Source organism: Xanthomonas melonis (assembly GCF_020783655.1).
GTDB lineage: Bacteria > Pseudomonadota > Gammaproteobacteria > Xanthomonadales > Xanthomonadaceae > Xanthomonas > Xanthomonas melonis.
The window spans coordinates 133825-156896 of the sequence record NZ_JAJGQH010000001.1; the positions used below are offsets into that span (position 1 = coordinate 133825).

General features: G+C 66.9%; 17 protein-coding genes, 1 tRNA gene and 1 pseudogene. 11 read left to right on the top strand and 8 right to left on the bottom strand.

Annotated features, from left to right (window positions below):
- The first annotated feature begins 127 nt into the window (after positions 1-127).
- The 8 genes from LL964_RS00550 (at position 128) to LL964_RS00585 (ending at position 8463) form a co-directional block, all read left to right on the top strand.
- Complete coding sequence (locus LL964_RS00550; protein WP_104586960.1) at positions 128-1228, top strand: acetylornithine deacetylase; 1101 nt, start codon at positions 128-130, stop codon at positions 1226-1228.
- A 49-nt stretch (positions 1229-1277) separates the two neighbouring features.
- The gene (locus LL964_RS00555; protein WP_104586961.1) at positions 1278-2621 is read left to right on the top strand and encodes an acetylglutamate kinase; all 1344 of its coding nucleotides are present in this window, start codon (positions 1278-1280) and stop codon (positions 2619-2621) included.
- A 4-nt stretch (positions 2622-2625) separates the two neighbouring features.
- Positions 2626-3237: a GNAT family N-acetyltransferase gene (locus LL964_RS00560; protein ID WP_104586962.1), complete on the top strand. Its 612-nt coding sequence runs from the start codon at positions 2626-2628 to the stop codon at positions 3235-3237.
- Positions 3234-4187 (top strand): N-acetyl-gamma-glutamyl-phosphate reductase, encoded by a 954-nt coding sequence (argC, locus tag LL964_RS00565; protein ID WP_104586963.1) that lies wholly within the window; start codon positions 3234-3236, stop codon positions 4185-4187. Before LL964_RS00560 ends, argC begins: the two co-directional genes overlap by 4 nt.
- 109 nt (positions 4188-4296) lie before the next feature.
- On the top strand, positions 4297-5592 hold the full coding sequence (locus tag LL964_RS00570) for an argininosuccinate lyase (protein WP_104586964.1): 1296 nt from the start codon (positions 4297-4299) through the stop codon (positions 5590-5592).
- Positions 5593-5629: 37 nt separating this feature from the next.
- Complete coding sequence (locus LL964_RS00575) at positions 5630-5890, top strand: YciI family protein (protein WP_104586965.1); 261 nt, start codon at positions 5630-5632, stop codon at positions 5888-5890.
- 11 nt (positions 5891-5901) lie between these two features.
- Positions 5902-7059 carry a glutamate 5-kinase gene (proB, locus tag LL964_RS00580; RefSeq protein WP_104586966.1) on the top strand — a complete coding sequence of 386 codons (1158 nt, stop codon included), beginning with the start codon at positions 5902-5904 and terminating at the stop codon, positions 7057-7059.
- A gap of 159 nt (positions 7060-7218) precedes the next feature.
- A complete protein-coding gene (locus tag LL964_RS00585) occupies positions 7219-8463 on the top strand; it encodes a glutamate-5-semialdehyde dehydrogenase (RefSeq protein ID WP_104586967.1) in 1245 nt (414 codons plus the stop codon).
- A gap of 216 nt (positions 8464-8679) precedes the next feature.
- On the opposite strand, the pseudogene LL964_RS00590 reads toward LL964_RS00585, so the two are convergent.
- Positions 8680-11078 (bottom strand): annotated as a pseudogene (locus LL964_RS00590) (glycosyl hydrolase family 95 catalytic domain-containing protein).
- Between the two features lie 319 nt (positions 11079-11397).
- On the opposite strand from LL964_RS00590, the gene LL964_RS00595 reads away from it, so the two are divergent.
- A complete protein-coding gene (locus LL964_RS00595) occupies positions 11398-13314 on the top strand; it encodes a CocE/NonD family hydrolase (RefSeq protein WP_104586968.1) in 1917 nt (638 codons plus the stop codon).
- Here the strand turns inward: LL964_RS00595 and LL964_RS00600 are convergent.
- The 5 genes from LL964_RS00600 to LL964_RS00620 all read right to left on the bottom strand — a co-directional run bounded on the left by LL964_RS00600 (position 13295) and on the right by LL964_RS00620 (position 17732).
- Positions 13295-14521 carry a CynX/NimT family MFS transporter gene (locus LL964_RS00600; RefSeq protein WP_167395307.1) on the bottom strand — a complete coding sequence of 409 codons (1227 nt, stop codon included), beginning with the start codon at positions 14519-14521 and terminating at the stop codon, positions 13295-13297. The genes LL964_RS00595 and LL964_RS00600 overlap by 20 nt on opposite strands.
- Positions 14522-14644: 123 nt before the next feature.
- A tRNA-Pro gene (locus tag LL964_RS00605) sits at positions 14645-14721 on the bottom strand.
- 60 nt (positions 14722-14781) lie between these two features.
- Complete coding sequence (gene cydX, locus LL964_RS00610) at positions 14782-14892, bottom strand: cytochrome bd-I oxidase subunit CydX (protein WP_104586970.1); 111 nt, start codon at positions 14890-14892, stop codon at positions 14782-14784.
- A 73-nt stretch (positions 14893-14965) separates the two neighbouring features.
- Positions 14966-16117, bottom strand: coding sequence for a cytochrome d ubiquinol oxidase subunit II (cydB, locus tag LL964_RS00615; RefSeq protein ID WP_104586971.1), 1152 nt, complete (start codon positions 16115-16117; stop codon positions 14966-14968).
- A 16-nt stretch (positions 16118-16133) separates the two neighbouring features.
- Positions 16134-17732 (bottom strand): cytochrome ubiquinol oxidase subunit I, encoded by a 1599-nt coding sequence (locus LL964_RS00620; protein WP_104586972.1) that lies wholly within the window; start codon positions 17730-17732, stop codon positions 16134-16136.
- 177 nt (positions 17733-17909) lie between these two features.
- Here LL964_RS00620 and cydD point away from each other — a divergent pair, with 177 nt between their 5' ends.
- Together cydD and cydC are read left to right on the top strand one after the other, a co-directional pair.
- Positions 17910-19622, top strand: a complete 1713-nt coding sequence (gene cydD, locus LL964_RS00625) for a thiol reductant ABC exporter subunit CydD (protein WP_146092355.1) — start codon at positions 17910-17912, stop codon at positions 19620-19622.
- Positions 19619-21295 carry a thiol reductant ABC exporter subunit CydC gene (gene cydC / locus LL964_RS00630; protein WP_104586974.1) on the top strand — a complete coding sequence of 559 codons (1677 nt, stop codon included), beginning with the start codon at positions 19619-19621 and terminating at the stop codon, positions 21293-21295. Before cydD ends, cydC begins: the two co-directional genes overlap by 4 nt.
- A 50-nt stretch (positions 21296-21345) precedes the next feature.
- Here cydC and LL964_RS00635 read toward each other — a convergent pair whose 3' ends face one another.
- Both LL964_RS00635 and metX read right to left on the bottom strand, forming a co-directional pair.
- Positions 21346-21612, bottom strand: a complete 267-nt coding sequence (locus tag LL964_RS00635; RefSeq protein WP_228329352.1) for a DUF1294 domain-containing protein — start codon at positions 21610-21612, stop codon at positions 21346-21348.
- Between the two features lie 173 nt (positions 21613-21785).
- Entirely contained in the window at positions 21786-22988 is a 1203-nt protein-coding gene (gene metX, locus LL964_RS00640; RefSeq protein ID WP_104586976.1) for a homoserine O-acetyltransferase MetX, read from the bottom strand.
- Positions 22989-23072: the final 84 nt, after the last annotated feature.

Genomic DNA, 23072 nt, shown 5'->3' on the forward strand with positions numbered 1-23072 from the left:
GCCCTGTCGGGCACCTTCCCCCGCAGGCAGGGGAAGGGCTAGATCCGCGTTGGAACGACAAACCACACGCTGTCTGACGCAATCAAGAAGTCCACCCACACGCTGCCGACGCAATAAGACGCGATCAATGACCACACTGCTCGACAACACACTGACGCATCTACAGGCGCTGGTGTCCTTCGACACCCGCAATCCGCCGCGTGCGATCGCTGCCGAAGGCGGCATCTTCGACTACCTGCGCGCGCAGCTGCCGGGTTTCCAGGTCGAGGTGATCGACCACGGTGCCGGGGCGGTGAGCCTCTACGCGGTGCGCGGCAAGCCCAGCTACCTGTTCAACGTGCATCTGGATACGGTGCCGGATTCGCCGCACTGGAGCGCCGACCCACACGTGATGCGGCGCACCGAAGACCGCGTGATCGGCCTGGGTGTCTGCGACATCAAGGGCGCAGCGGCGGCGCTGGTGGCGGCGGCCAATGCCGGCGACGGCGACGCGGCGTTCCTGTTTTCCTCCGACGAAGAAGCCAACGATCCGCGCTGTATCGCGGCGTTTCTGGCGCGTGGATTGCCGTATGAAGCGGTGCTGGTCGCCGAGCCGACCATGAGCGAAGCGGTGCTCGCCCATCGCGGCATCAGTTCGGTGCTGATGCGCTTTGCCGGTCGCGCCGGGCATGCGTCGGGCAAGCAGGACCCTTCAGCAAGCGCGCTGCATCAGGCGATGCGCTGGGGCGGCAAGGCGCTGGACCATGTCGAGGCGCTGGCACATGCACGCTTCGGTGGGCTGACCGGGCTGCGCTTCAACATCGGGCGTGTCGATGGCGGCATCAAGGCCAACATGATCGCGCCGGAGGCCGAGCTGCGCTTCGGTTTCCGGCCGCTGCCGTCGATGGATGTGGATGGCCTGCTGGCGAGCTTCGCCGGCTTCGCCGATCCTGCCGCAGCGCATTTCGAGGAAACCTTTCGTGGGCCGAGCCTGCCGTCGGGCGACATTGCGCGTGCCGAAGAGCGCCGCCTGGCTGCACGCGATGTGGCCGACGCGCTGAACCTGCCGATCGGCAATGCCGTGGATTTCTGGACCGAGGCCTCGCTGTTTTCGGCCGGCGGCTACACCGCGCTGGTCTATGGGCCGGGCGATATCGCCCAAGCGCATACCGCCGACGAATTCGTGACGCTGGAGCAGTTGCAGCGTTACGCCGAATCGGTGCATCGCATCATCAACGGCTCGCACTGAGCCTGTCTCCCGCGTCCAGGCGCGGCCATTCCTCCCCACGATCACCGCAATGTCCCTCCCAGCACAGCCCCACAAACAGACCCGCCAGACCATCGTGCGCCTGCTTTCGAGCATGGCCAGCGCGAAGGAAATCAGCCAGTACCTCAAGCGGTTTTCGCAACTCGACGCCAAACGCTTTGCGGTGGTCAAGGTGGGCGGCGCGGTGTTGCGCGACGATCTGGAGGCGCTGACCTCGTCGCTGTCGTTTCTGCAGGAAGTGGGGCTGACCCCGATCGTGCTGCACGGTGCCGGCCCGCAGCTGGACGCCGAGTTATCGGCGGCCGGCATCGAGAAGCACACCGTCAACGGCTTGCGGGTGACTTCGCCGGAAGCGCTGGCGATCGTACGCAAGGTATTCCAGGCCTCCAACCTCAAGCTGGTCGAAGCGTTGCAGCAGAACGGCGCGCGCGCCACCTCGATCACCGGCGGCGTGTTCGAGGCGCAGTATCTGGACCGCGAGACCTACGGCCTGGTCGGTGAGGTCAAGGCGGTCAACCTGGCGCCGATCGAAGCCAGCCTGCAGGCAGGCTCGATCCCGGTGATCACCAGCCTGGGCGAAACGCCCAGCGGGCAGATCCTCAACGTCAACGCGGACTTTGCCGCCAACGAGCTGGTGCAGGAGCTTCAGCCGTACAAGATCATCTTCCTCACCGGCACCGGCGGCCTGCTGGATGCCGATGGCAAGCTGATCGATTCGATCAACCTGTCCACCGAGTACGACCATTTGATGCAGCAGCCGTGGATCAATGGCGGCATGCGGGTGAAGATCGAGCAGATCAAGGACTTGCTCGACCGGCTGCCGCTGGAATCGTCGGTGTCGATCACCCGGCCGGCGGATCTGGCCAAGGAACTGTTCACCCACAAGGGCTCCGGCACCCTGGTACGGCGTGGCGAGCGCGTGCTGCGCGCCACGTCCTGGGACGAACTGGATCTGCCGCGGCTCAGATCGCTGATCGAATCCAGCTTCGGCCGCACCCTGGTGCCCGACTATTTTTCCAACACCACGCTGTTGCGCGCCTATGTCAGCGAAAATTACCGTGCCGCGGTCATCCTCACCGACGAAGGCCAGCTCGGCGAAGGCCGCCTGACCTATCTGGACAAGTTCGCCGTGCTCGACGATGCGCAGGGCGAAGGCCTCGGGCGGGCAGTGTGGAACGTGATGCGCGAAGAGACCCCGCAGTTGTTCTGGCGCTCGCGGCACAACAATCAGGTCAACATCTTCTACTACGCCGAATCCGACGGCTGCATCAAGCAGGAGAAGTGGAAGACGTTCTGGTACGGGCTGGAGAGTTTCGCGCAGATCCAGCACTGCGTGGCGCATTGCGCGACGCGCCAGCCGACCTTGCTGGGCTGAGCCGGTGACACAGGCCGCGCTGCCACCGTCCTGGAGTCAACTGCCGACCCTGCGCGGCAGGCATGCGACGCTGGAGCCTCTGCAGGCTGCACATGCCGATGGCATACGCGCTGCGCTGGGCGATGGCGCGCTCTCGCGGCTGTGGTACACCGGCGTGCCGACCCCGGCGCAGGTGGATACCTATATCGCCGCCGCGTTGGAAGCGCACGCCGAAGGCACGGCATTGCCGCTGGTGGTGCGCGATGTGGCCGGCGACATCGTCGGCTGCACGCGCTATTACGCACTGGATGCGGCGGTACCGCGGTTGTCGATCGGCTACACCTGGTACGCACCGCGCGTGCAGCGCAGCGGCGTCAACACCGAGACCAAGCTGATGCTGCTGCAACACGCCTTCGACACACTGGCGTGTTTGAGCGTGGTATTCGAGACCAGTTGGTTCAATCACACCTCGCGCGCGGCAATCGCGCGGCTCGGTGCCAAGCAGGACGGCGTGCTGCGCAATCACACCCGCCACGCCGACGGCACGCCGCGCGACACCGTGGTGTTCTCCATCATCGATACGGAATGGGCCGGGGTCAAACGCCACCTGCAGTTCCGCCTGGAAGCAAACGCATGACTGCTCAAACAACGACCATCGGCATTGTCGGTGCCCGCGGGCATACCGGTTCGGAACTGATCAAGCTGGTAGCGGCGCACCCGCATCTGCAATTGATCTTCGTGTCCTCGCGCGAACTGGCCGGGCAGGCGGTGGCCGATCACAACGCCGCCTATCGCGGCGAATTGCGCTACGAGAACCTGGATGCCGAGGCGGTGGCGGCCAAGGCCGCCGATGTCGTGGTTCTGGCGTTACCAAATGGCAAGGCCGCGCCGTTCGTGACCGCGATCGATGCCGCCAGGCCGCAGACACTGGTGATCGACCTGTCCGCCGACTACCGCTTCGATCCTGCCTGGTATTACGGCTTGCCCGAGCTCACCCGCGGCCGTTACGCGGGACACAAGCGCATCAGCAACCCTGGCTGCTACGCCACCGCGATGCAACTGGTGATTGCGCCGCTGCTGGATCAGTTGGCCGGCCCGCCGCAGTGCTTTGGTGTGTCGGGCTACTCCGGCGCCGGCACCACGCCGTCGGACAAGAACAATCCCGCGCTGCTCGCCGACAACCTGATGCCCTACGCATTGACCGACCATATGCACGAGCGCGAGGTGTCCACGCAGCTCGGCGTACCGGTCGAATTCATGCCGCACGTGGCGCCGCATTTTCGTGGCATCACCATGACCGTCAATGCCTGGCTGCAGCAGCCGCTGACGCGCGAGCAGCTGCAGACACGCTATGCGCAGCGCTATGCCGATGAGCCGCTGATCGAGCTGGTGGACGAAGCGCCGTGGGTCAGCCGCATCGCCGGCCGGCACGGCGTGCAGATCGGCGGCATCACCCTGGCGCCCGGCAACAAGCGGGTGGTAGTGGTGGCGACGCTGGACAACCTGCTCAAGGGCGCGGCGACGCAGGCGATGCAGAACCTCAACCTGGCGTTTGGCTGGGACGAATTGATGGCAATTCCGTTGTGATACCCGGGACCCGGGATCCGGGATCCGGGACCCGGAGAAGCAAGGGCGAATGCTCCTGCCTTTCCGGGTTCCCGGTCCCGGGTCCCGGGTCCCGCAAAAAGGACCCCCAATGACCAATCTGTTGTGGCAAAAACCCGGTGTGGCGGTGGACGCCAAGATCCAGGCCTTTCTGGCTGGCGACGACGTGATCCTGGACCGCGAATTCTTCCTGCATGACATTGCCGCCAGCACGGCGCATGCACAGGGACTGCAACACATCGGCATCCTCGATGCCGACGAGCTGGCCGGCCTGGAGCGCGAGCTGGCGCTGTTGGCCGACGACTTCCGCAGCGGTGCATTCGTGCTGGACGAGCAGTACGAAGATTGCCATTCGGCCATCGAGGCGCGCCTGACCGAGCGGCTGGGCGATGCCGGCCGCAAGATCCATACCGGTCGCAGCCGCAACGACCAGATCCTGGTGGCCACGCGGTTGTGGTTGAAGGACAAGTTGCAGCGCGTGGCCGAGCTGAGCGGCGAGATCGCCAAGGTGGCGCTGGACCGCGCCCAGGCCGAGGCCGCATTGCCGGTGCCCGGCTACACGCATATCCAACGGGCGGTGGTGTCCTCGGCGGGCATGTGGTGGGCCGGCTGGGCGGAAGCCTTCATCGACAACGCCGTGCGTGCGACCGCCACCCTGGCACTGGTGGACAGCAATCCGCTCGGTACCGCGGCCGGCTATGGCGTGAATCTGCCGCTGGACCGCGCGCATACCACCGCCGAACTGGGCTTTGCACGCCTGCAGGTCTCTCCGATCTATGCGCAGCTTTCGCGCGGCAAGTACGAACTGGCCGCGCTCGAAGCGCTGGGCAGCGCCACATTGGATCTGCGCCGCATCGCCTGGGACCTGTCGCTGTTCACCAGCGGCGAATTCGCCTTCGTGGCGTTGCCGGCGCAATACACCACCGGCAGTTCGATCATGCCGAACAAGCGCAACCCCGATGTCATCGAATTGATGCGCGCCACCCATGCCAGCGTGGCGGCAGCGCGCACGGAGATCGAACAACTGCTGTCGCTGCCGTCCGGCTACCACCGCGATCTGCAGAGCAGCAAGGGCGCCATCGTGCACGGCTTCGGCCGCGGCCTGGCAGCGCTGGAACTGCTGCCCGCCTTGTTGGCGAATCTGGAATGGCGCCCGGACAAGCTGCGCGCAGCGATCGATTCGGGCATGTATGCCACCGATGTGGCGGTGGAAGCGGCGGTGGCCGGCGTGCCGTTTCGCGAGGCCTACAAGGCCGCGGCGGAAGCCTCCGATACGGCAGGGCAGGGGCGCACGCCGGAAGGCAGCCTGGCAGCGCGCGTGTCGCCCGGTGCGGCGGCGGACCTGCAGCTGGATGCATTGCGTGCCCGCTGGCAGGCGCTCCGATGAGCGCGTGGATCGCTGCTGACGCTGAGGACGCCGGGCAATGACCGCGCTCTATCTGGTCCTGGCCATGCGCCTGCCCAGCTTCGACGATGCCGCCATCCAACCGCATCGCGACTTCCTCGATGCACTGCGCGCGCAGGGCAGGCTGTATCTCACCGGCGGGTTCACCGACGGCAGCGGCGGTGCGTATGTGCTGTGCAACGTGGACACCCTGGCGCAGGCGCAGGCCATCGTTGCCACCGATCCATTGGCGACCCTGCAAGCCTCCGAGCTCACCGTGCACGAATGGATCATCCGCTAAAGGCCGCGACCATGACCCTGCCGGCTGCCGATGCCGTCTCCCCGTTCGTCGAACAGGCGCTGCCGCCGTGGCGACGCGCTGTACTCAAGGTGGGCAGCAGCCTGCTCGCCGCCGATGGCGGGGGCCTGTCGCCGCGCTTTGCGCTGGGGCTGGCGCAGTTCGTCTCGGCCAATCTGGCGGCCGGGCGCGAGTTGGTGATCGTGTCGTCGGGCGCTGTGGCTGCTGGCCGTGCCATCTTGCCGAAAGCACCCGATGTCGGTGCACCGATCGCGGCGCGGCAGGCACTGGCGGCGCTGGGCCAGGCGCAGTTGATCGCGCTTTGGCAGCGGTTCTTCGAACGGCCGGTGGCACAGGTGTTGCTCACTCATGACGACCTGCGCAACCGCCGCCGCTATCTCAATGCGCGCGCCACCCTGGGCGAGCTGCTGCGGCTGGGCGCGTTGCCGGTGATCAACGAGAACGACACCGTGTCGGTGGACGAGCTCAAGCTGGGCGACAACGACAACCTGGCCGCGATCGTGGCGGCGTTGGTGGATGCCGATGCCTTGTTCATCGCCACCGACATCGACGGGCTGTACAGCGCAGATCCGCGCAGCAATCCACTGGCCCGTCCGCTCGACGAGGTGACCGAGCTCACTCCCGAGGTCATGGCGATGGCCGGCGGCAGCGGCAGCAACGTGGGCACCGGCGGCATGCGCACCAAGCTGGAAGCCGCCGCCAAGGCCGGTGCGGCCGGTATCGAAACCTATCTGTTCAACGGCCGCAGCGGCGAGGTGGTGCGTGGCCTGGCACAGGGCCGGTTGCGCGGCACCCGCATCCACGCCGCGCGTACGCGTATCGCCGCACGCAAGTACTGGCTGCGTCACGCCCCGGTGGAGCCGGGCGCGATCCTGATCGACGCCGGAGCGGCCACCGCGCTCAGCGACAAGGGCGCCTCGCTGCTGCCGGGTGGCGTCGCCGGTGCCGAGGGCGATTTCCGCCGTGGCGACATGGTGGAGATCCACCTGCGCGATGCCCGCGGAGCACGCTGTCTGGCGCGCGGGGTCAGCCAGTACTCGGCCCTGGATATCCGCCGCATCGCAGGCCGCCACTCGCGCGAGATCGACGGCGTGTTGGGATACAGCTACGGCGAGAACGTGGTGCACCGCGATGATTTGGTGCTTTTGTAGCCGGGATTGGGGAGTCGGGATTTGGGATTCGCAAACGCATGCGCGCCGCGTTTTTCGAACATTGCTCCGTGTCCCCGCCAATGATTCCGTTATGGTGATGGAGCGGTGTCTTCCGCTTTTGCCAATCCCCAATCCCGACTCCCCAATCCCGGCCCCCCAATGACCATCAAATCCCTAGCCCTGCAGTGCCGCGATGCCGCGCAGGTGCTTTCGCAACTGTCCGCGCAGGCCAAGCAGGATCTGCTCGAGGCGATGGCGGCCGCGCTGGAAGCCGATGCCGCGCTGATCCTGGCTGCCAACGTGCGCGATCTCGACGCTGCGCGCGCGAAGGGCACCGGCACGGCCATGCTGGATCGGCTGGCACTGGACGACCGGCGCCTTGCAGGCATCGCCGCCGCGCTGCGCGAGGTGGCGCAGCTGCCCGATCCGGTCGGCCAGGTCACCCGCGACGACATCCGCCCCAACGGTATCCGCGTGCAGAAGGTGCGCGTGCCGCTGGGCGTGATCGCGATGATCTACGAGGCGCGCCCCAACGTGACCGCCGATGCGGCGGCGCTGTGCATCAAGGCCGGTAACGGCGTGATCCTGCGCGGCGGCTCCGAAGCGATCCATTCCAACACCGCGATCGCGCAGGCCTTGCAGCGTGCCTTGCGCGCGGCCGATGTGCCTGAAGCGGCATTGACGCTGGTGCAGGACCTGCGCCGCGAAACCATGCTGGAGCTGCTGCAGCTGACCGACATCGTCGACCTGGCGATCCCGCGTGGTGGCGAAGGCCTGATCCGCTTCGTGGCCGAGCATGCGCGCGTGCCGGTGATCAAGCACTACAAGGGCGTGTGCCATCTGTTTGTGGATGCGTCGGCGGATCTGGAGCTGGCAGTGCGCCTGCTGGTCGACGGCAAGGCGAGCCGCCCATCGGCCTGCAATGCGCTGGAGACCCTGCTGGTACATGCAGACATCGCCGGGCGCTTTCTGCCACTGGCCGCGCAGGCCTTGCGCGAACGCAAGGTGGAGCTGCGCGGCGATGCGGCTACCTGCGCACTGGTGCCGGAGGCCGCGCCTGCCAGTGCCGACGACTACGCCGCGGAATTTCTCGACCTGATCCTGGCCATTCGGGTGGTGCCGGATCTGGAGGCCGCGATCGCGCATATCCGGGTGCACGGCTCGGACCACACCGAAGTGATCGCGACGCAGGACGCCGCCAATGCCGAGCGCTTCGTGCAGGCGCTACGCGCAGCGGTGGTGATGGTCAACGCCTCATCGCGGTTCTCCGACGGTGGCGAACTCGGCCTGGGTGCCGAAATCGGCATCTCCACCACGCGTCTGCATTCCTACGGGCCGATGGGCCTGGAGGCGCTGACCGTGGAGCGCTTCGTGGTGCGCGGCGAAGGTCAGGTGCGGCATTAGCAAGGCTGGAACACCCCAGCGAGCAGCCAGCGGCGGTGTCTGCCTGCATCGTGAAGGATCGGCGTGAGCAGGTAATGCATGCCGATACCGGTACTGCCGCAGTGCGGAAATCTTGCAAGGCGCGCCTTATCGCCCTGCAGCGCGTTTTGCGTGCGACGCCATACCGCACTGGGGCCGCGCCACGCCCCAGGCGCTGCCGTCACACCGCATCGGGGCTCACAACACGCGCCGCACTTCTCCCCGCGCTAGCGTGATGTCGTGGGCTTGCCCGCTCCAGGCAATGCGGGTGCGGGTGCCACCAACGCTGCGCACGCTGATCTGCGTCGGCACGCCGTCGCGCCATGCCATGTCCACCACGAAGCCGCCGCGTGCGCGCAGGCCTGCGACGCGGCCTTGTGCGGCCCAGGCCTTGGGCAGGGCGGGCAGCAGCGTGATCTGGCCAGGGCGCGAGTACAGCAGCATCTCCAGCATTGCCGCCGGGGTGCCGAAGTTGGCATCGATCTGGAACACCCCGCCCAGGGTGGGGTCGCCGTGCTGGCTGAGATCGTAGATATCGAACAGATTGGGTGCGGTGCCGTTGCTGTGACCGATCGAGGGCTTCAGATTGGTGAGCACCAGCGCATAAGCGCGCTCTGCATCGCCGAGTCTTGCCCAGCACAGCGCCCGCCATAGCCGAAGCTGTGCATGCCACGCGCTTCCAACAGTTTGCGCGCCGCCTCCACCTGCGCGGGCGGCGCCAGATCCGGATGCAGGCGATGGCCGGGGAACAAGCCCATCAGCGGCGACAGGTGCCGGTGCTGCGCTTCACCCAAATCGGTGGGTGACATCCATTCCTGCAACTGGCCGCTGAGCGGGCTGATCTCCGGCAGATACAGACGCTGCTGCAGGGTGGCGATGGTGGCGGCGTACTCGGCGTCGCGGCCGAGCAGGGCGCTGGCCTGGCGGTATTGCCCGAACAGGGTCCACACCAGTTCCTGCGCATAGGTGATGCCACGCGCATTTTCCGGGCCATGCTCGGGCGACCAGTCATGGTCGTCGACCAGGCACTGGCGGGTGCGGCCGTCGGCATCGGTGACTTCCATTGCGATCAAGCGCGCCTGCCAGAATTCGCAGGCGCCCTTGAGCAGCGGATAGATGCGCGTGAGATCGTTCCGGTCCTGGGTGAATTCGTAGTGCTGCCACAGGCTGTCGCATAACCACGCGTTGCCGGCCGGGTGCCAGTACCAGCCGTTGCCGCCGAACGGATTGGTGGAAATGGCCACGGTCCAGCCGGCGATCTTGCCGGAGGTATTGCGGAAACGATTGCGCAGGTCGTTGAAGTGGGTCTGGGTGATGCGTGTCCAGGATGGCAGTTGCGCCAGGCAATAGCGTGTCAGTGCATCGACACAGGGGCCCAGCCCGGCAGGATCTGCCAGCCAGTAGTTCATCTGCAGATTGACGTCGCTGTGGTAATCGCTCATCCATGGCGGGTCGTTGTTTTCCAGCCACAAGCCCTGCAGGTTGGTCGGCAATCCATCACGCGAGGCCGCGATGGTCAGATAGCGGCCGAACTGCAGATAGGCCACCTCCAGTTCCGGGTCTGGGAGCGTAGGCGCGGCGGCGCGTGCCTGGATCCGCTGCCAGGTATCAAGACCACGTTGCGCATCGCTGGAATGGCCAAGCTCCACCTGCAATGTGTCGAACAGCGCACGGTGATCGGCGACATGGGTGTCCAGCAACAGCGCGGCGGGCACTGATGCGGCGGCCTGTGCGCGGTGGCGCGCCAGCGTGAGCGGGTCGCGCGTGGCATCGCGCCAACCGCGTGCGCCGTCGGCGGCGTAGTCGGTGGCGCCGCACACGACGATGGTCAGGCCACTGCAGTCCTGAAACTGCAGGCTGCCGTCGCCTGTATCGAGCCTGCCATCGTCGCCGTGCACGCGTAGCGCTGCGGCATAGCGCAGGCCGTTATCGAGCTTGCCGTCCAAGCGCAACCCGGCGTGGCCATCGGCACGAACGGCGCCGGCATGCGTATCGACCAGGCGGATGCGGCCACGGTGTCTTCCGGTGCCTTCGCAGTCCAGGCGCAACACGATGGCCGCGTCCGGGTGGCTTGCGAACAGCGTCCGGGTATAACGGGTGTCGCCGATGCGATAGCGCACCCGCACGCAGCCGTTGCTCATGTCCAGTTCGCGCTGGTAATCGGAGACCTGCGCCTGCGCATGCCCTTCAAGTTCCACGAAGAGTTTGGCCAGCAGCGTGAAGCTGCCGAACTCTTCTTTGGTATACGCAAACTGGCCATCGTCCTGCAGCACTGCGTTGCTGCCGCCCGACCAGAGGCTGCCTTCGGAAACGAACAGCGTCTCGCAGGCCGGCATTCCGCCGCAGAGCGCACCGAGCCGGCCATTGCCGATCGGCAGTCCATCGCGCAACAGTTGGGCATCGGCGGCAGGCGCGGCATAGGGCAGGCGCAGTGCATGCTCAGGGGGCAGCAGCGGCGAACGGCTAGGGCGCAACGGTGGCGTGGTGGCGTACACGCCACCGGCACGGCCGAGCAAGGGCAACAGTGCGGCCGCGCCGACGTGGGCGAGCAGGCGTCGGCGGTGCAGGTTGGCGCAGCCGTGTGAGGTGTCGCGCATACGAACAGTCGCTGCAATCAGGAACGAACCTTGTAAAGCATCTGCCGCCCCCGCGGAAGCACGCGATTGTCGGCCCCACGAATTGACGTTTGCCTGGCTTGCGGCTGGCGTGTGCGCGTCGATCGAAGACTTGCAGGCAAGCTACGCAAAGCACGGCGCGGTCTTTTCAGGACAGCTCGAGCGTCGGTGGGCAGTCAATCCGCATCGCATGCTCGCCGCGCGTGGCCTACCCGGTACCTTCGACACTCCCGCACGCAGGTTGTCTGTGCCTACGCTGCCACGGTTGACCATCCCGCCCACTGTTGCTGCCGGAGATTCCATGCGCCGCCTTGCCACCTGCCTGCTCGCCACCGCTGTCGCAGCCATCGCTAGCGGCAGCACCTTCGCCCAGACCTCGGCGATGACGCCGGACATCACCGGCAAACCGTTCGTGGCAAGCGACGCCGCCAACGACTACATCAAGCGCGAGGTGATGATCCCGATGCGCGATGGGGTCAAGCTGCACACGGTGATCGTGCTGCCCAAGGGCGCGCGCAACGCACCGATGGTGCTGACGCGTACGCCCTACGACGCCAGTGGCCGTAGCGAGCGCCTGGCCTCGCCGCATATGAAGGATCTGCTGCCGCCCGGCGACGACGTCTTCGTGGAAGGCGGCTACATCCGCGTGTTTCAGGACGTGCGCGGCAAGTACGGCTCCGAGGGCGACTACGTGATGACCCGGCCGCTGCGCGGCCCGCTCAACTCCAGCGACGTGGACCACGCCACCGATGCCTGGGACACCATCGATTGGCTGGTGAAGAACGTCAAGGAATCCAACGGCAAGGTCGGCATGATCGGCTCGTCCTACGAAGGATTCACCGTGGTGATGGCGCTGACCGATCCGCATCCGGCGTTGAAGGTGGCCGCACCGGAAAGCCCGATGATCGATGGCTGGATGGGCGACGACTGGTTCAACTACGGCGCGTTTCGCCAGGTCAATTTCGACTACTTCACCGGACAGCTCAGCAAGCGTGGCAAGGGGGCCGGCATCCCGCGCCAGGGGCATGACGACTACAGCAATTTCCTGCAGGCCGGCTCGGCCGGCGACTTCGCCAAGGCCGCCGGCCTGGAGCAATTGCCGTGGTGGCACAAGCTCACCGAACACGCCGCCTACGATGCGTTCTGGCAGGAGCAGGCGCTGGACAAGGTGATGGCGCGCACGCCGCTCAAGGTACCCACGATGTGGCTGCAGGGGCTGTGGGATCAGGAAGACATGTGGGGCGCGATCCACAGCTATGCGGCGATGGAGCCGCGCGACAAGAGCAACACCCTCAACTATCTGGTGATGGGCCCGTGGCGGCATAGCCAGGTGAACTACGACGGCACCTCGCTGGGCGCATTGAACTTCGATGGCGACACCGCGCGGCAATTCCGTCACGATGTACTGCGCCCGTTCTTCGACCAATACCTGGTCGATGGCGCGCCCAAGGCCACCACGCCGCCCGTGTTCATCTACGACACCGGCGCGAACCGCTGGGACCGCCTGCAGGCCTGGCCCCGCAGCTGCGACAAGGGCTGCACCTCGGCGAGCAAACCGTTGTATCTGCAGGCTGGCGGCAAGTTGTCGTTTCAGGCACCGGTCGCCGGGCAGCCGGGTTTCGAAGAATACGTGTCGGATCCGGCCAAGCCGGTGCCGTTCGTGCCGCGCCCGGTGGATTTCGGCGACCGCAGCATGTGGACCACCTGGCTGGTGCACGACCAGCGTTTCGTGGACGGGCGACCGGATGTGCTGACTTTCGTCACCGAGCCGCTGACCGCGCCGCTGCAGATCGCCGGCGCGCCGCAGGTGCATCTGCAGGCCTCCACCAGCGGCAGCGACAGCGACTGGGTGGTCAAGCTGATCGATGTCTACCCGGATGAGATGGCGTCCAGCCCCAAGATGGGCGGCTATGAACTGCCGGTGTCGCTGGCGATCTTTCGCGGACGCTACCGCGAGAGTTTCAGCACGCCCAAGCCGCTCGCGTCCAATCAGCCGCTGGCATTCGAGTTCGGCCTGCCCACCGCCAACCACACCTTCCAGCCCGGTCATCGGGTGATGGTGCAGGTGCAGTCCAGCCTGTTTCCGCTGTACGACCGCAACCCGCAGACCTACGTGCCGAACATCTTCTTCGCCAAGCCGGGCGACTATCAAAAGGCCACCCAGCGCGTTTACGTGACGCCCGAGCAGCCCAGCTACATCACTCTGCCGGTGCGTTGATCGCGCGGGCGCCGCGTACTGGCGGCGCCCAGCTGTCTTCCAGCACTTGCGGGCGGCAGGCCACCCAGGCGGCCGCCAGCTGGATCAGGATGCAGATCACCAGGAACACGAACGGGTAGGTCCAGCCGCCGCGGTGCGCATGCAGCCAGCCGAACAGGAACGGTCCCAGGCAGCTCATCGCATAGCCCATGCCCTGCGAGAACCCGGACAGGGCGGCCGAGCCTGCGGCGGTGCGGCTGCGCTGGTTCACCAGCACCAGCGCCAGCGGGAAGGTGCTCGGTCCCAGCCCGAGCAGGGTCACCCACAGCACCGGTGCTGCCAGCGGTGCCCACCACAGCCCGGCGAATGCGAGCAGATGGCAGGCGGCGCAGACGAGCACGATCGGGAACGGGTTGCGCATGCGCACCGCCAGTGCCGGCATGACCAGCGCACCGACCATGCCCAGTGCGGAGAACAGCGCCACCATGGTGCCGCCGAATGCGGGCGAAGCGCCGGCTTCGCGCAGCAGCGTGGGCAGCCAGGTGAACATCGAATAGGTCACCAGCGAGGTCATGCCGAAGGTCACCGCCATGCTCCAGCCCAGGGCAGTGCGGGCAACGCGGCCTTCGGCTTCCGGGGTCGGGGTGACGGGGGCCGGTCCGGTGGCGCGCAATCGCCCGTGTCCCAGCTGTACCAGTGCCCAGGCCGCCAACGCCAGCAGGGCCGGCAACACCCAGACCACCATGGAGCTGCGCCAGCCCAGCGCATCGGCCACCGGCACTGCCAGCAAGGCCGGAAGCAGGGTGCCGATCTGCAGCACGGTGATGTACAACGTGCTGACCCGGCCCACGCGGTCGCCGAAATAGCGCTTCACCAGCGGCGGTAGAACCACGTTACCCATGCCCATCCCAGCCAGCGCCACCAGCGAGCCGACCAGCAGCCCGGCAGTGCCTGGCAACAGTGGCCGCAGCACCAGCCCGAGCGTGGCCAACCCCATCGACAGCAGGGCAGTGCGTAGCAGGCCGGCGCGGCGCAACACCGCAGGCGTCGCGACGCCTGTCAATGCGAACGCGGCAGTGGGCAACATGCCGAGCGCTCCCATGGTCGGCGCACCGAAGGCGTACTCGTTGGCGATGCGTTCCAGCAGCGGCGTCAGCGAGGTGACCGCAGTGCGCAGGTTGAACGCCGAAAGCAGGATGGCGGCCAGCACCAGTCCGCGACCACGCAACTGGTCGGACGGGGAGGCGGTGGCAGTGACAACAGACATGCAAAGACCGTCCGCACCGTGCACATCCGTGCAGCGGCGCCTGAAAACACAAAACCGGCACGAGGCCGGTTTGTGTTTTGAAACTGGTCGGGGAGACAGGATTCGAACCTGCGACCTCTACGTCCCGAACGTAGCGCTCTACCAGACTGAGCTACACCCCGAAGGAGCCGCGTATGTTACATAGGGAATGCGGAATCGGCAAGCATCCGATGCAACTTTTTTCACTGCGGCGGTCGGCCGCGCTCCGGCTCGCGTGCCTCGAACCACATGCCGTTGAGCACGGCGGCCAGTGCCGCCAGGCCGGTGCCGAGAATCCAGGCGAAATACCACATCGGTGTGCTCCTTGGGAGCGATGAAAGCGGGATGGGCAGTGGCGGCGCGCGCGCATCGCCGCCGCCGTGCAACTCAGTACGCGTTGGGATTGGTGGACAGTTCGTCGGCACTGAGCTTGCCGCGCAGCACGCGGTACACCCATGCGGTGTAGGCCAGAACGATCGGCATGAACAGCGTCGTGGCCAGCAGCATGATCCACAGCGTGAGCCGGCTGCTGGAGGCATCCCACAACGTCAGGCTCGCGCTGGGCACGGTGGAGGAGGGCAGCAGGAACGGGAACAGCGCAAAGCCCACGGTGAAGACGATGCCGACGATGGCGCTGCCGGAGGCGATGAAGGCAAGTCCGCCGCGTCGCGCACGCAACAGCAACGCGCTCATTGCCAGACCGAGCAGGCCGACCGTCGGTGCCAGCAGCGTGGCCGGCATGCTGCTGTAGTTGTGCAGCCAGCCACCGGCCGCGGTGAGCGCGGCGGTCTTGGCCAGCGGATTGGTCTGCGCATCGGTTGCCAGCACCGATGTCACTGCATAACCGGGCAGTCCAAGCGCCACCCACGCACCTGCAGATGCGAACAGCGCCACTGCACACAGCGCCGCGATGCTGCCAACACGCGCAGCACGCTCGGCCACCGGGCCGTCGGTCTTGAGCACCAGCATCGCTGCGCCGTGTGCGAGCAGCATCGCCACGCTGAGCAGACCGGCCAGCAGCGCGAAAGGTGTCAGCAGGCCGAGCAGATTGCCGGTGTAATGCGTGCGCATGCTGTCGTCGAAATGGAACGGCACTCCGAGCAGCACGTTGCCCACCGCCACCCCCATGATCAGTGCTGGCACCAAGCCGCCAGCGAACAAGGCCCGGTCCCAGGTGTCGCGCCACCGTCGATCGGCCAGCTTGCCGCGGAACTTGAAGCCTACCGGGCGCAGGATCAACGCGAACAGGATCACGAACATCGCCAGGTAGAACCCGGAAAAACTCACCGCATACAAGGGCGGGAATGCGGCGAAGATCGCGCCGCCGCCCAGGATCAGCCACACCTGGTTGCCTTCCCAGACCGGGCCGATGGTGTTGATGACCAGCCGGCGTTCGGCATCGTTGTGGGCGACCAGCGGCAGCAGGGTACTGACGCCCAGATCGAAGCCGCCCATCACCGCGTAGCCGGACAACAGCACGCCCAGCAGCAGCCACCAGATCACGCGCAAGCTGGCGTAGTCGAGCAAAACGAAATCCATGAGGTCTCTCCTTCGGTTACGGCGCGCTGCCGGCGACGGCACCGGTGCCGAGGGTTGCGTTGCGTACGGGTGCGTTGTGTGTTGGGCCAGCTGGGAACAATGCATCCGGACCCTTGCGGATGGTCTTCAACGACAACTTGATCGCGATCACCAACAACGTGGTGTACAGCGCGGTGAAGCCGACCAGGGTCAGCACGATCTCGTACAGATCCAGCCCCGAGGCCGCGTAGAAAGTGGGCAGCACGCCTTCCACCGCCCATGGCTGGCGACCGTACTCGGCCACGAACCAGCCGCATTCGATCGCGATCCAGGGCAGCGGCAAGGTCCATACCGCCAGCGTCAGGAACCAGCGTTCTTCCTGGAAGCTGTGCTTGCACGCAAACCAGAATGCGACGGCGAAGAAGACGATCAGGTAGATCCCGATGGCGGCCATGATGCGGAAGGTCCAGAACAGCGGCAGCACGCGCGGTACGGTGTCCATCGCCGCCTGCGCGATCTGCTCGGGCGTGGCGTTGCCGATGTCGTCGCGATAGCGCTTGAGCAGCAGGCCGTGGCCCAGGTCCTGCCAATGTGCGTCGAAGACCTTGCGCGCCTCGGCATCGTTGCTGTCGGCGCGGATGCGCTGCAATGCGCCGTAGGCGATCTGCCCGCCGCGGATACGATGCTCGGCACGCTCCACCAGTTCCATGATGCCGGGGATCGGCGTATCCAGCGAACGGGTGGCGATCAACCCCATCAGGTACGGAATCTTGAGCGCATAATCGTTGCGATGGGTCTGCTGGTTGGGAATGCCGAAGGCGGTGAAGTCGGCCGGTGCGGCTTCGGTCTCCCACATCGCCTCGATCGCCGCCAGCTTCATCTTCTGGTGCTCGTTGGCCGCATAGCCGCTTTCGTCGCCCAGCACCACCACCGACAATGACGACAGCAGGCCGAACGCTGCCGCCACCGCGAAGGAACGGCGCGCCATGTCCAGGTGTCTGCCGCGCAGCAGGTAGAACGCGCTGATCGACATCACGAACACCGCGCCCAGCACATAGCCTGCGCTGACGGTATGTACGAACTTGGCCTGCGCCACCGGGTTGAACAGCACCGCGACAAAATCCACCACCTCCATGCGCATGGTGTCCGGGTTGAACACCGCACCGGTGGGGTGTTGCATCCAGCCGTTGGCGATCAGGATCCACAGCGCCGAGAAATTGCTGCCCAGCGCCACCAGCCAGGTGACGATCAGGTGCTGCACCTTGCCCAGCCGGTTCCAGCCCAGGAAGAACAGGCCCAGGAAGGTCGCTTCCAGGAAGAACGCCATCAGCCCTTCGATCGCCAGCGGCGCACCGAAGATGTCGCCCACGTAGTGGCTGTAGTACGACCAGTTCATGCCGAACTCGAACTCCATCACGATGCCGGTGCCCACACCCATGGCGAAGTTGATGCCGAACAGCACGCCCCAGAACATGGTCATGCGCCGCCAGATCGGCTTGCCGGTCATGACATAGACGCTCTCCATGATGCCGAGCAGGAACGACAGCCCCATGGTCAGCGGCGGGAAGATGAAGTGGTACATCGCGGTGACTGCGAACTGCAGCCGCGACAGTTCGACAACTGTCGAGTCGATCATGGCGGGATGGCCTGGTTGGTTGGCGATCAATGAAGTGGGCGCATCATCTGCGCTTGCCGCGCCATGCGCGTTGATCCAGATCAATGCGGCCCGCAAACCCTGCGGCACACTGTCCGTCCCGGTAAGGGAAGCAGGCGGCCTACAATCGCCGCCAACGAGCAGTCTTCGGAACGCGATGTGAGTCAGCCCAGCGCAGCAGCCAGCGAAACGCCCGCCCAACGTCGCCAGCGCGGCCAATGGCTGGACGCGCTCGCCGCACCGGCCAGGCGTGCACGCCGGCTGGCCGGCGTGGCGGTGGCAGTGTCGGGCTTACTGCTGCTGGCGCAGGCAGCGGCCATCGCCTGGTTGCTGCAGGCGGTGTTGGTACAGCGCCTGCCGCTGGTGCAACTGCGCGAGGTGGGCGCCGGCCTGCTGCTGGCCTTGCTCGGCCGTGCGCTGCTCACGGCCTGGGCGCAGTCGCTGACCGGCGAGGTGGCCGATGTAGCCAAGCGCGCACTACGCGCGCGCATCGCCCGGCGCCTGGTGCAGCACGGGCCGGTGTGGCTGCGCCGGCAACGCAGTGGCGAGTTGGGCGAACTGAGCCTGGCGCATACCGATGCGCTGGAGGGCTACTTCGTCGGCTACCAGCTGGCACGGACCGAACTGCTGCTGGTGCCGCCGCTGATCCTGATCGCGGTGTTCTCGGTCGATTGGGTGGTGGGCCTGGTCTTGCTGCTGACCGCGCCGCTGATTCCGTTCTTCATGATGCTGGTGGGTTGGGGCGCCGAGGCGGCCGGGCGCGAGCAGCTGCGCGCGCTGGCACGCATGGGCGGGCATTTCGCCGACCGGCTCAAGGGCCTGGGCCTGCTGCGCGTGTATGGCCGTGGCCAGGACGAATTGAGCGGTATTGCCGCCGCGGCCGAGGGCGTGCGCGAGCGCTCGCTGAAGGTGCTGCGTATCGCGTTCCTGTCGTCCACGGTGCTGGAGTTCTTCGCCTCGGTGAGCGTGGCGATCGTGGCCTTGTACTTCGGCCTGAGCTATCTGGGCATGCTCGATCTGCACGGCCTCCCCACGCTGGGTGCCGGCATGTTCTGCCTGCTGCTGGCGCCGGAATTCTTCGCGCCCTTGCGGCGGCTGGCAGCGCATTACCACGACCGTGCCAATGCGCTGGCCGCGGTGGCCGAGTCCGAGCGCTTGCTGGAAGGGTTTGCGGACAACGCCGCCATCGCCGTCGCACTGCCGCTGCCTGCTGCGGCCGAGGCGGCGCAGGCGCAGATGCCCTTGCTGCAGGCGCGCGAACTGGCGTTGCGTCCTCCCGGCGCGCCGCAGCTGGTGGTCGAGCGGTTTTCCCTGGTGCTGGAACCCGGGCAACGGGTGGCGCTGATCGGCGCCAGCGGCAGCGGCAAGAGCACACTGCTGGAAGGCCTGGCCGGCTGGCTGAGTCCGGAGGCGGGCAGCGTCATCCTGCGCCCCGGCACGCGCGTGGGCTATGCCGCGCAACGGCCGTACCTGTTCCACGGCAGCATCGCCGACAACCTGCGGCTGGCCGATCCTCAGGCCAGCGATGCGCGGCTGCATGCCGTGGCCGAGGCCGCGCAGGTGATGCGCTTCGCCGCGCAGTTGCCGGACGGACTGGACACGCTGATCGGCGAACGTGGATTCGGACTCTCCGGTGGCGAAGCGCGTCGCGTCGCGCTGGCGCGGCTGCTGTTGCGCGAACCGGAGGTCTTGCTGCTGGACGAACCCACCGCCTTTCTCGATCCCGCTACCGAAGCGGAACTGCTGCGCACGCTGGGCGCGTTCGCGCGCGGCCGCGCGCTGGTGCTGGCCACGCATAGCACCGCGGTGATGGCGTGGGCCGACACCGTGATCGATCTGCAGGGTGCGACGGTGCGAGCGGAGCTGCCATGAACGATGCACGCCACGATCGGCTGCGCGATGTGTTCGCCCGGCACGCCTGGCGCCTGTCGTTGTCGGCGCTGCTGGTGCTGGTCACCCTGCTGGCCGGCGTCGGTCTGCTCGCGCTGTCCGGTGGATTCCTGACCGCCGCGGCCCTGGCCGGCGTGGTCGGCATGGGCGCCGGCTTCAATTTCTTTTCACCCTCGGCCGGTATCCGCGCGCTGACGTTCGCGCGCATCGCGTCGCGCTACGGCGAGAAACTGATCGGCCACGATGCCACCTTGCGCATCGCCCGCGATCTGCGCGTGTGGTTCTTCCGCCGCGCCTTGCCGCTGGCACCGGGGCGCCTGTCGGCCACGCGGACCGGCGATCTGCTGGCGCGGTTGATGTCCGACATCGGCGAGGTCGATGGCGTGAGCGTGCGTGCCCTGGCGCCGCTGGCGGCACTGCTGGGCATCTGGGTGGCCGGCGTGGTGGCCGCTGCCCTGATCCATCCTCCTGCGGCGCTGTTGCTGCTGGCGTTGGGTGCGACGATCGGCGGGCTGGTGCCGTGGCAGGTGGCGCGTGGCGGTGCGCAGCGCGAGCGGCTGCGCGCGCAGCAGCGCATGCAGTTGCGTACGCAGGCGTTCGAAGGCCTGGAAGGCGCGGCGGATCTGGCCGCGGTCGAGGCCCAGGCAGCATGGCTGCAACAGGTCGATGCGGCCGCTGCGGCGCTGGTGGACGGCGACCGCATGCAGCGTCGGCGCTTGATCGCCGGCAACCTGCTGCATGCGGTCTGCGGCGGCATCGGGCTGGCCGGCATGCTGTGGCTGGCATTGCGCGCCGCCGAGCAGGCAGCGATCAGCGCCGAACTGGCCGCCGCGCTGGTGTTCCTGACCATGGCCTTGCTGGAAGTATGGGCTGGCGCGGGGCTTGCGCTGCAGGCGTTGCAGAGCGCGCGTGTGGCCGCCGGGCGGCTGCAGGCCATCGTCGATCAGGCGCCGTCGGTCAGCGATCCGCTGCAGCCCGTCGAAGTGCCGCCCACGGGCACGCTGCAGTTGCAGCAGGTGTGCTTCAGCTGGCCTGGTGGCGTGCGCCCGGTGCTGCATGGGCTCGACCTGACCCTGGCACCCGGCGAACGCATCGCCATCAGCGGCGACAGCGGCAGCGGCAAGAGCACCTTGTCGGCGCTGCTGCTGCGCTTGTGGGACCCGCAGGCGGGGCAGGTCAGCTACGCCGGCATCGATCTGCGACAGTGCACGCAGGCGCAATGGCATCGGCGCATCGCCTGGTTGCCGCAGAACGCCCCGGTGTTTGCCGGCAGCGTGCGCGAGAACCTGCTGATCGGCGACGCCACCGCCAGCGACGCCGCGCTATGGGCTGTGCTCGCCCAGGTGCGTCTGCGCGACTGGGCGGGCGCGCAGAACGGGCTGGACACTTGGGTGGGCGAGAACGGCGCCACGCTATCCGCCGGGCAGGCACGCCGGCTGGCGCTGGCGCGCGCACTGCTGCGCGATGCCCCCATCCTGCTATTGGACGAACCCACCGACGGGCTGGATGTGGATACCGCCCACGCGCTGTTACTCGATCTGGCCGCAGCGCTCGGCGAGCGCAGCCTGGTGATGATCACCCACGACAGCGTGCCTGCCGGTGTGGTGCACCGGCATTACCGCATGCAGGGTGGAGTGCTGGAGCCGATGGGCTGATGGCGGCTTTCCGGTGGCGGGTTGCGCGAGCACGCCGCCGTGGATGCCGATCATGGCGCTAGGAAGACCGCGCAGGCCAGTGCCGCGGCGTTGGCGATCGCGCTGATCCAGAACGCGATCTGGAACGAGGTCTTGACGGTCTTGTGCCGGAACAGCGATTGCGCCAGCAAGGCGCCGGGCCAGCCGCCGAGCAGGGCGATGGCGTGCAGGGTCGCTTCCGGCGTGCGGCGGCGGCCATGCGTGGCGGCGGTCTTGTCCAGCCGATAGGCGATCAGTGCCGCGATGCTGGTGGCCGCGTACCAGAGCGCAATCGCCATCGGCAGGCGACCTGTCAGCAGTAAGGCCATCACCCCGATGGCAAACAGACCAGCCAGCAGCCGGCGCGGCAGCAGGCGGTTGGTGGTCGGCCTCGATCGGGATTCGGGTCCAGTCGGCTTGCCGCTTGCGGACTGCGAGGAACGCGATCTCGATCGGGATGCGGATCTGGCAATCAGCAGGCGTCCAGGAAGTCGCGCACCGCCGGGCCGAACCGCGCGAAGTCCACCAGGAAGGCGTCGTGGCCCTGTGGCGAATCCAGGCCGATGAAGCGGGCGTCGGCGCCACCGGCGCGCAGGCCGTTGGCGATCTGTTCCTGTTGCTGCACCGGGAACAGGATGTCGGTATTGGCGCCGATCGACAGCGCGCGCGCGATGCGGATGCGCGACAGGCCGGCCAGCACCTGGCCATCGCTGGCGCCCTGGCTTGCCGATGCGTTACCAACAGGCGCGCTGGCGTTGCGGGCCGCAGCCAACGGCGTCCGTGCGCTCGGAGCCGGCTCGGCGTAGTCGGCCAGATCGAACCAGTCCATCGAACGGCTCAGATACAGATAGCAGTTGGGATCGAAGAAGCGCACGAAGCGACGCGCGTGGCCCTCCAGATAGCTTTCCACCTGGAATTCCAGACCGAACGGGTCGTCGTCGGCCTGTTCGGAATCCAGCCGCACGCGGCCGAAGCGGCCATCCCATTCCAGCGCCGAGCGATAGGTGATCACACCAAGCTTGCGCGCCATGCGCATGCCCGATTCCGGGTAGCTGGCATCGTCGTAGTGGCCGCCGTTCCAGTTGGGATCCAGCCGGATGGCTTCGCGCTGCAACGAGCGGATGGCGATGGAAAATGGCAGGGCCTGTGCGCTGCCGGAGATGTTGATGTGGCTGCGCGCGATGCCGGGATGGCGCAGCAGCAGCGCCAGCGCGGTCATGCCGCCCATCGAATTGCCGATCAGGCAGGCCAGTTGCTCGATGCCCAGGGCACGGACCACGTCGGCCGCAGCATCGGCCACGTCTTCGATCGACAGGTCCGGAAAGCGCAGCCGATAGCGCTCGCCGGTGGCCGGATCGATCGAGGCCGGACCGGTCGAGCCCTTGCAGCTGCCCAACGAATTGACGCAGATCACGAACCAGCGCGTGGTATCGATCGGCTTGCCCGGCCCCAGCATCGCTTCCCACCAGCCCGGTTCCGGGTTGGCCTGGGTGGCGGCCGCATGCGCATTGGGCGACAGCCCGGTGACGATCAGCAGCGCATTGCTGCGATCGGCTTCCAGCGTGCCCCAGGTCTCATAGGCGATACGCGCCTGATGCAGGGCGCCACCGCGCTTCATCGCAAACGGCGAGGGCAGGGCGTGGAACAGCGTGCCGGCAGGAATGAATTCGGTCATGGCCCAATTCTAACGGCCGGAATCGGGAATCGAGAGGAGGAAATGGGAGAAGCGCTGATTGCCCATGCGTCCGGGGTGGTGCTG

Excerpts from the sequence above, each read along its gene's own strand:
- argC (WP_104586963.1), top strand. The coding sequence starts at position 3,234 with ATGACTGCTCAAACAACGACCATCGGCATTGTCGGTGCCCGCGGGCAT.
- LL964_RS00595 (WP_104586968.1), top strand. The coding sequence starts at position 11,398 with ATGCGCCGCCTTGCCACCTGCCTGCTCGCCACCGCTGTCGCAGCCATC.
- LL964_RS00620 (WP_104586972.1), bottom strand. The coding sequence starts at position 17,732 with ATGATCGACTCGACAGTTGTCGAACTGTCGCGGCTGCAGTTCGCAGTC.
- LL964_RS00550 (WP_104586960.1), top strand. The coding sequence starts at position 128 with ATGACCACACTGCTCGACAACACACTGACGCATCTACAGGCGCTGGTG.
- LL964_RS00585 (WP_104586967.1), top strand. The coding sequence starts at position 7,219 with ATGACCATCAAATCCCTAGCCCTGCAGTGCCGCGATGCCGCGCAGGTG.
- LL964_RS00570 (WP_104586964.1), top strand. The coding sequence starts at position 4,297 with ATGACCAATCTGTTGTGGCAAAAACCCGGTGTGGCGGTGGACGCCAAG.
- LL964_RS00635 (WP_228329352.1), bottom strand. The coding sequence starts at position 21,612 with ATGGCGATTGCGCTCTGGTACGCGGCCACCAGCATCGCGGCACTGATC.
- LL964_RS00575 (WP_104586965.1), top strand. The coding sequence starts at position 5,630 with ATGACCGCGCTCTATCTGGTCCTGGCCATGCGCCTGCCCAGCTTCGAC.
- cydB (WP_104586971.1), bottom strand. The coding sequence starts at position 16,117 with ATGGATTTCGTTTTGCTCGACTACGCCAGCTTGCGCGTGATCTGGTGG.
- proB (WP_104586966.1), top strand. The coding sequence starts at position 5,902 with ATGACCCTGCCGGCTGCCGATGCCGTCTCCCCGTTCGTCGAACAGGCG.
- metX (WP_104586976.1), bottom strand. The coding sequence starts at position 22,988 with ATGACCGAATTCATTCCTGCCGGCACGCTGTTCCACGCCCTGCCCTCG.
- cydC (WP_104586974.1), top strand. The coding sequence starts at position 19,619 with ATGAACGATGCACGCCACGATCGGCTGCGCGATGTGTTCGCCCGGCAC.
- LL964_RS00555 (WP_104586961.1), top strand. The coding sequence starts at position 1,278 with ATGTCCCTCCCAGCACAGCCCCACAAACAGACCCGCCAGACCATCGTG.
- cydX (WP_104586970.1), bottom strand. The coding sequence starts at position 14,892 with ATGTGGTATTTCGCCTGGATTCTCGGCACCGGCCTGGCGGCACTGGCC.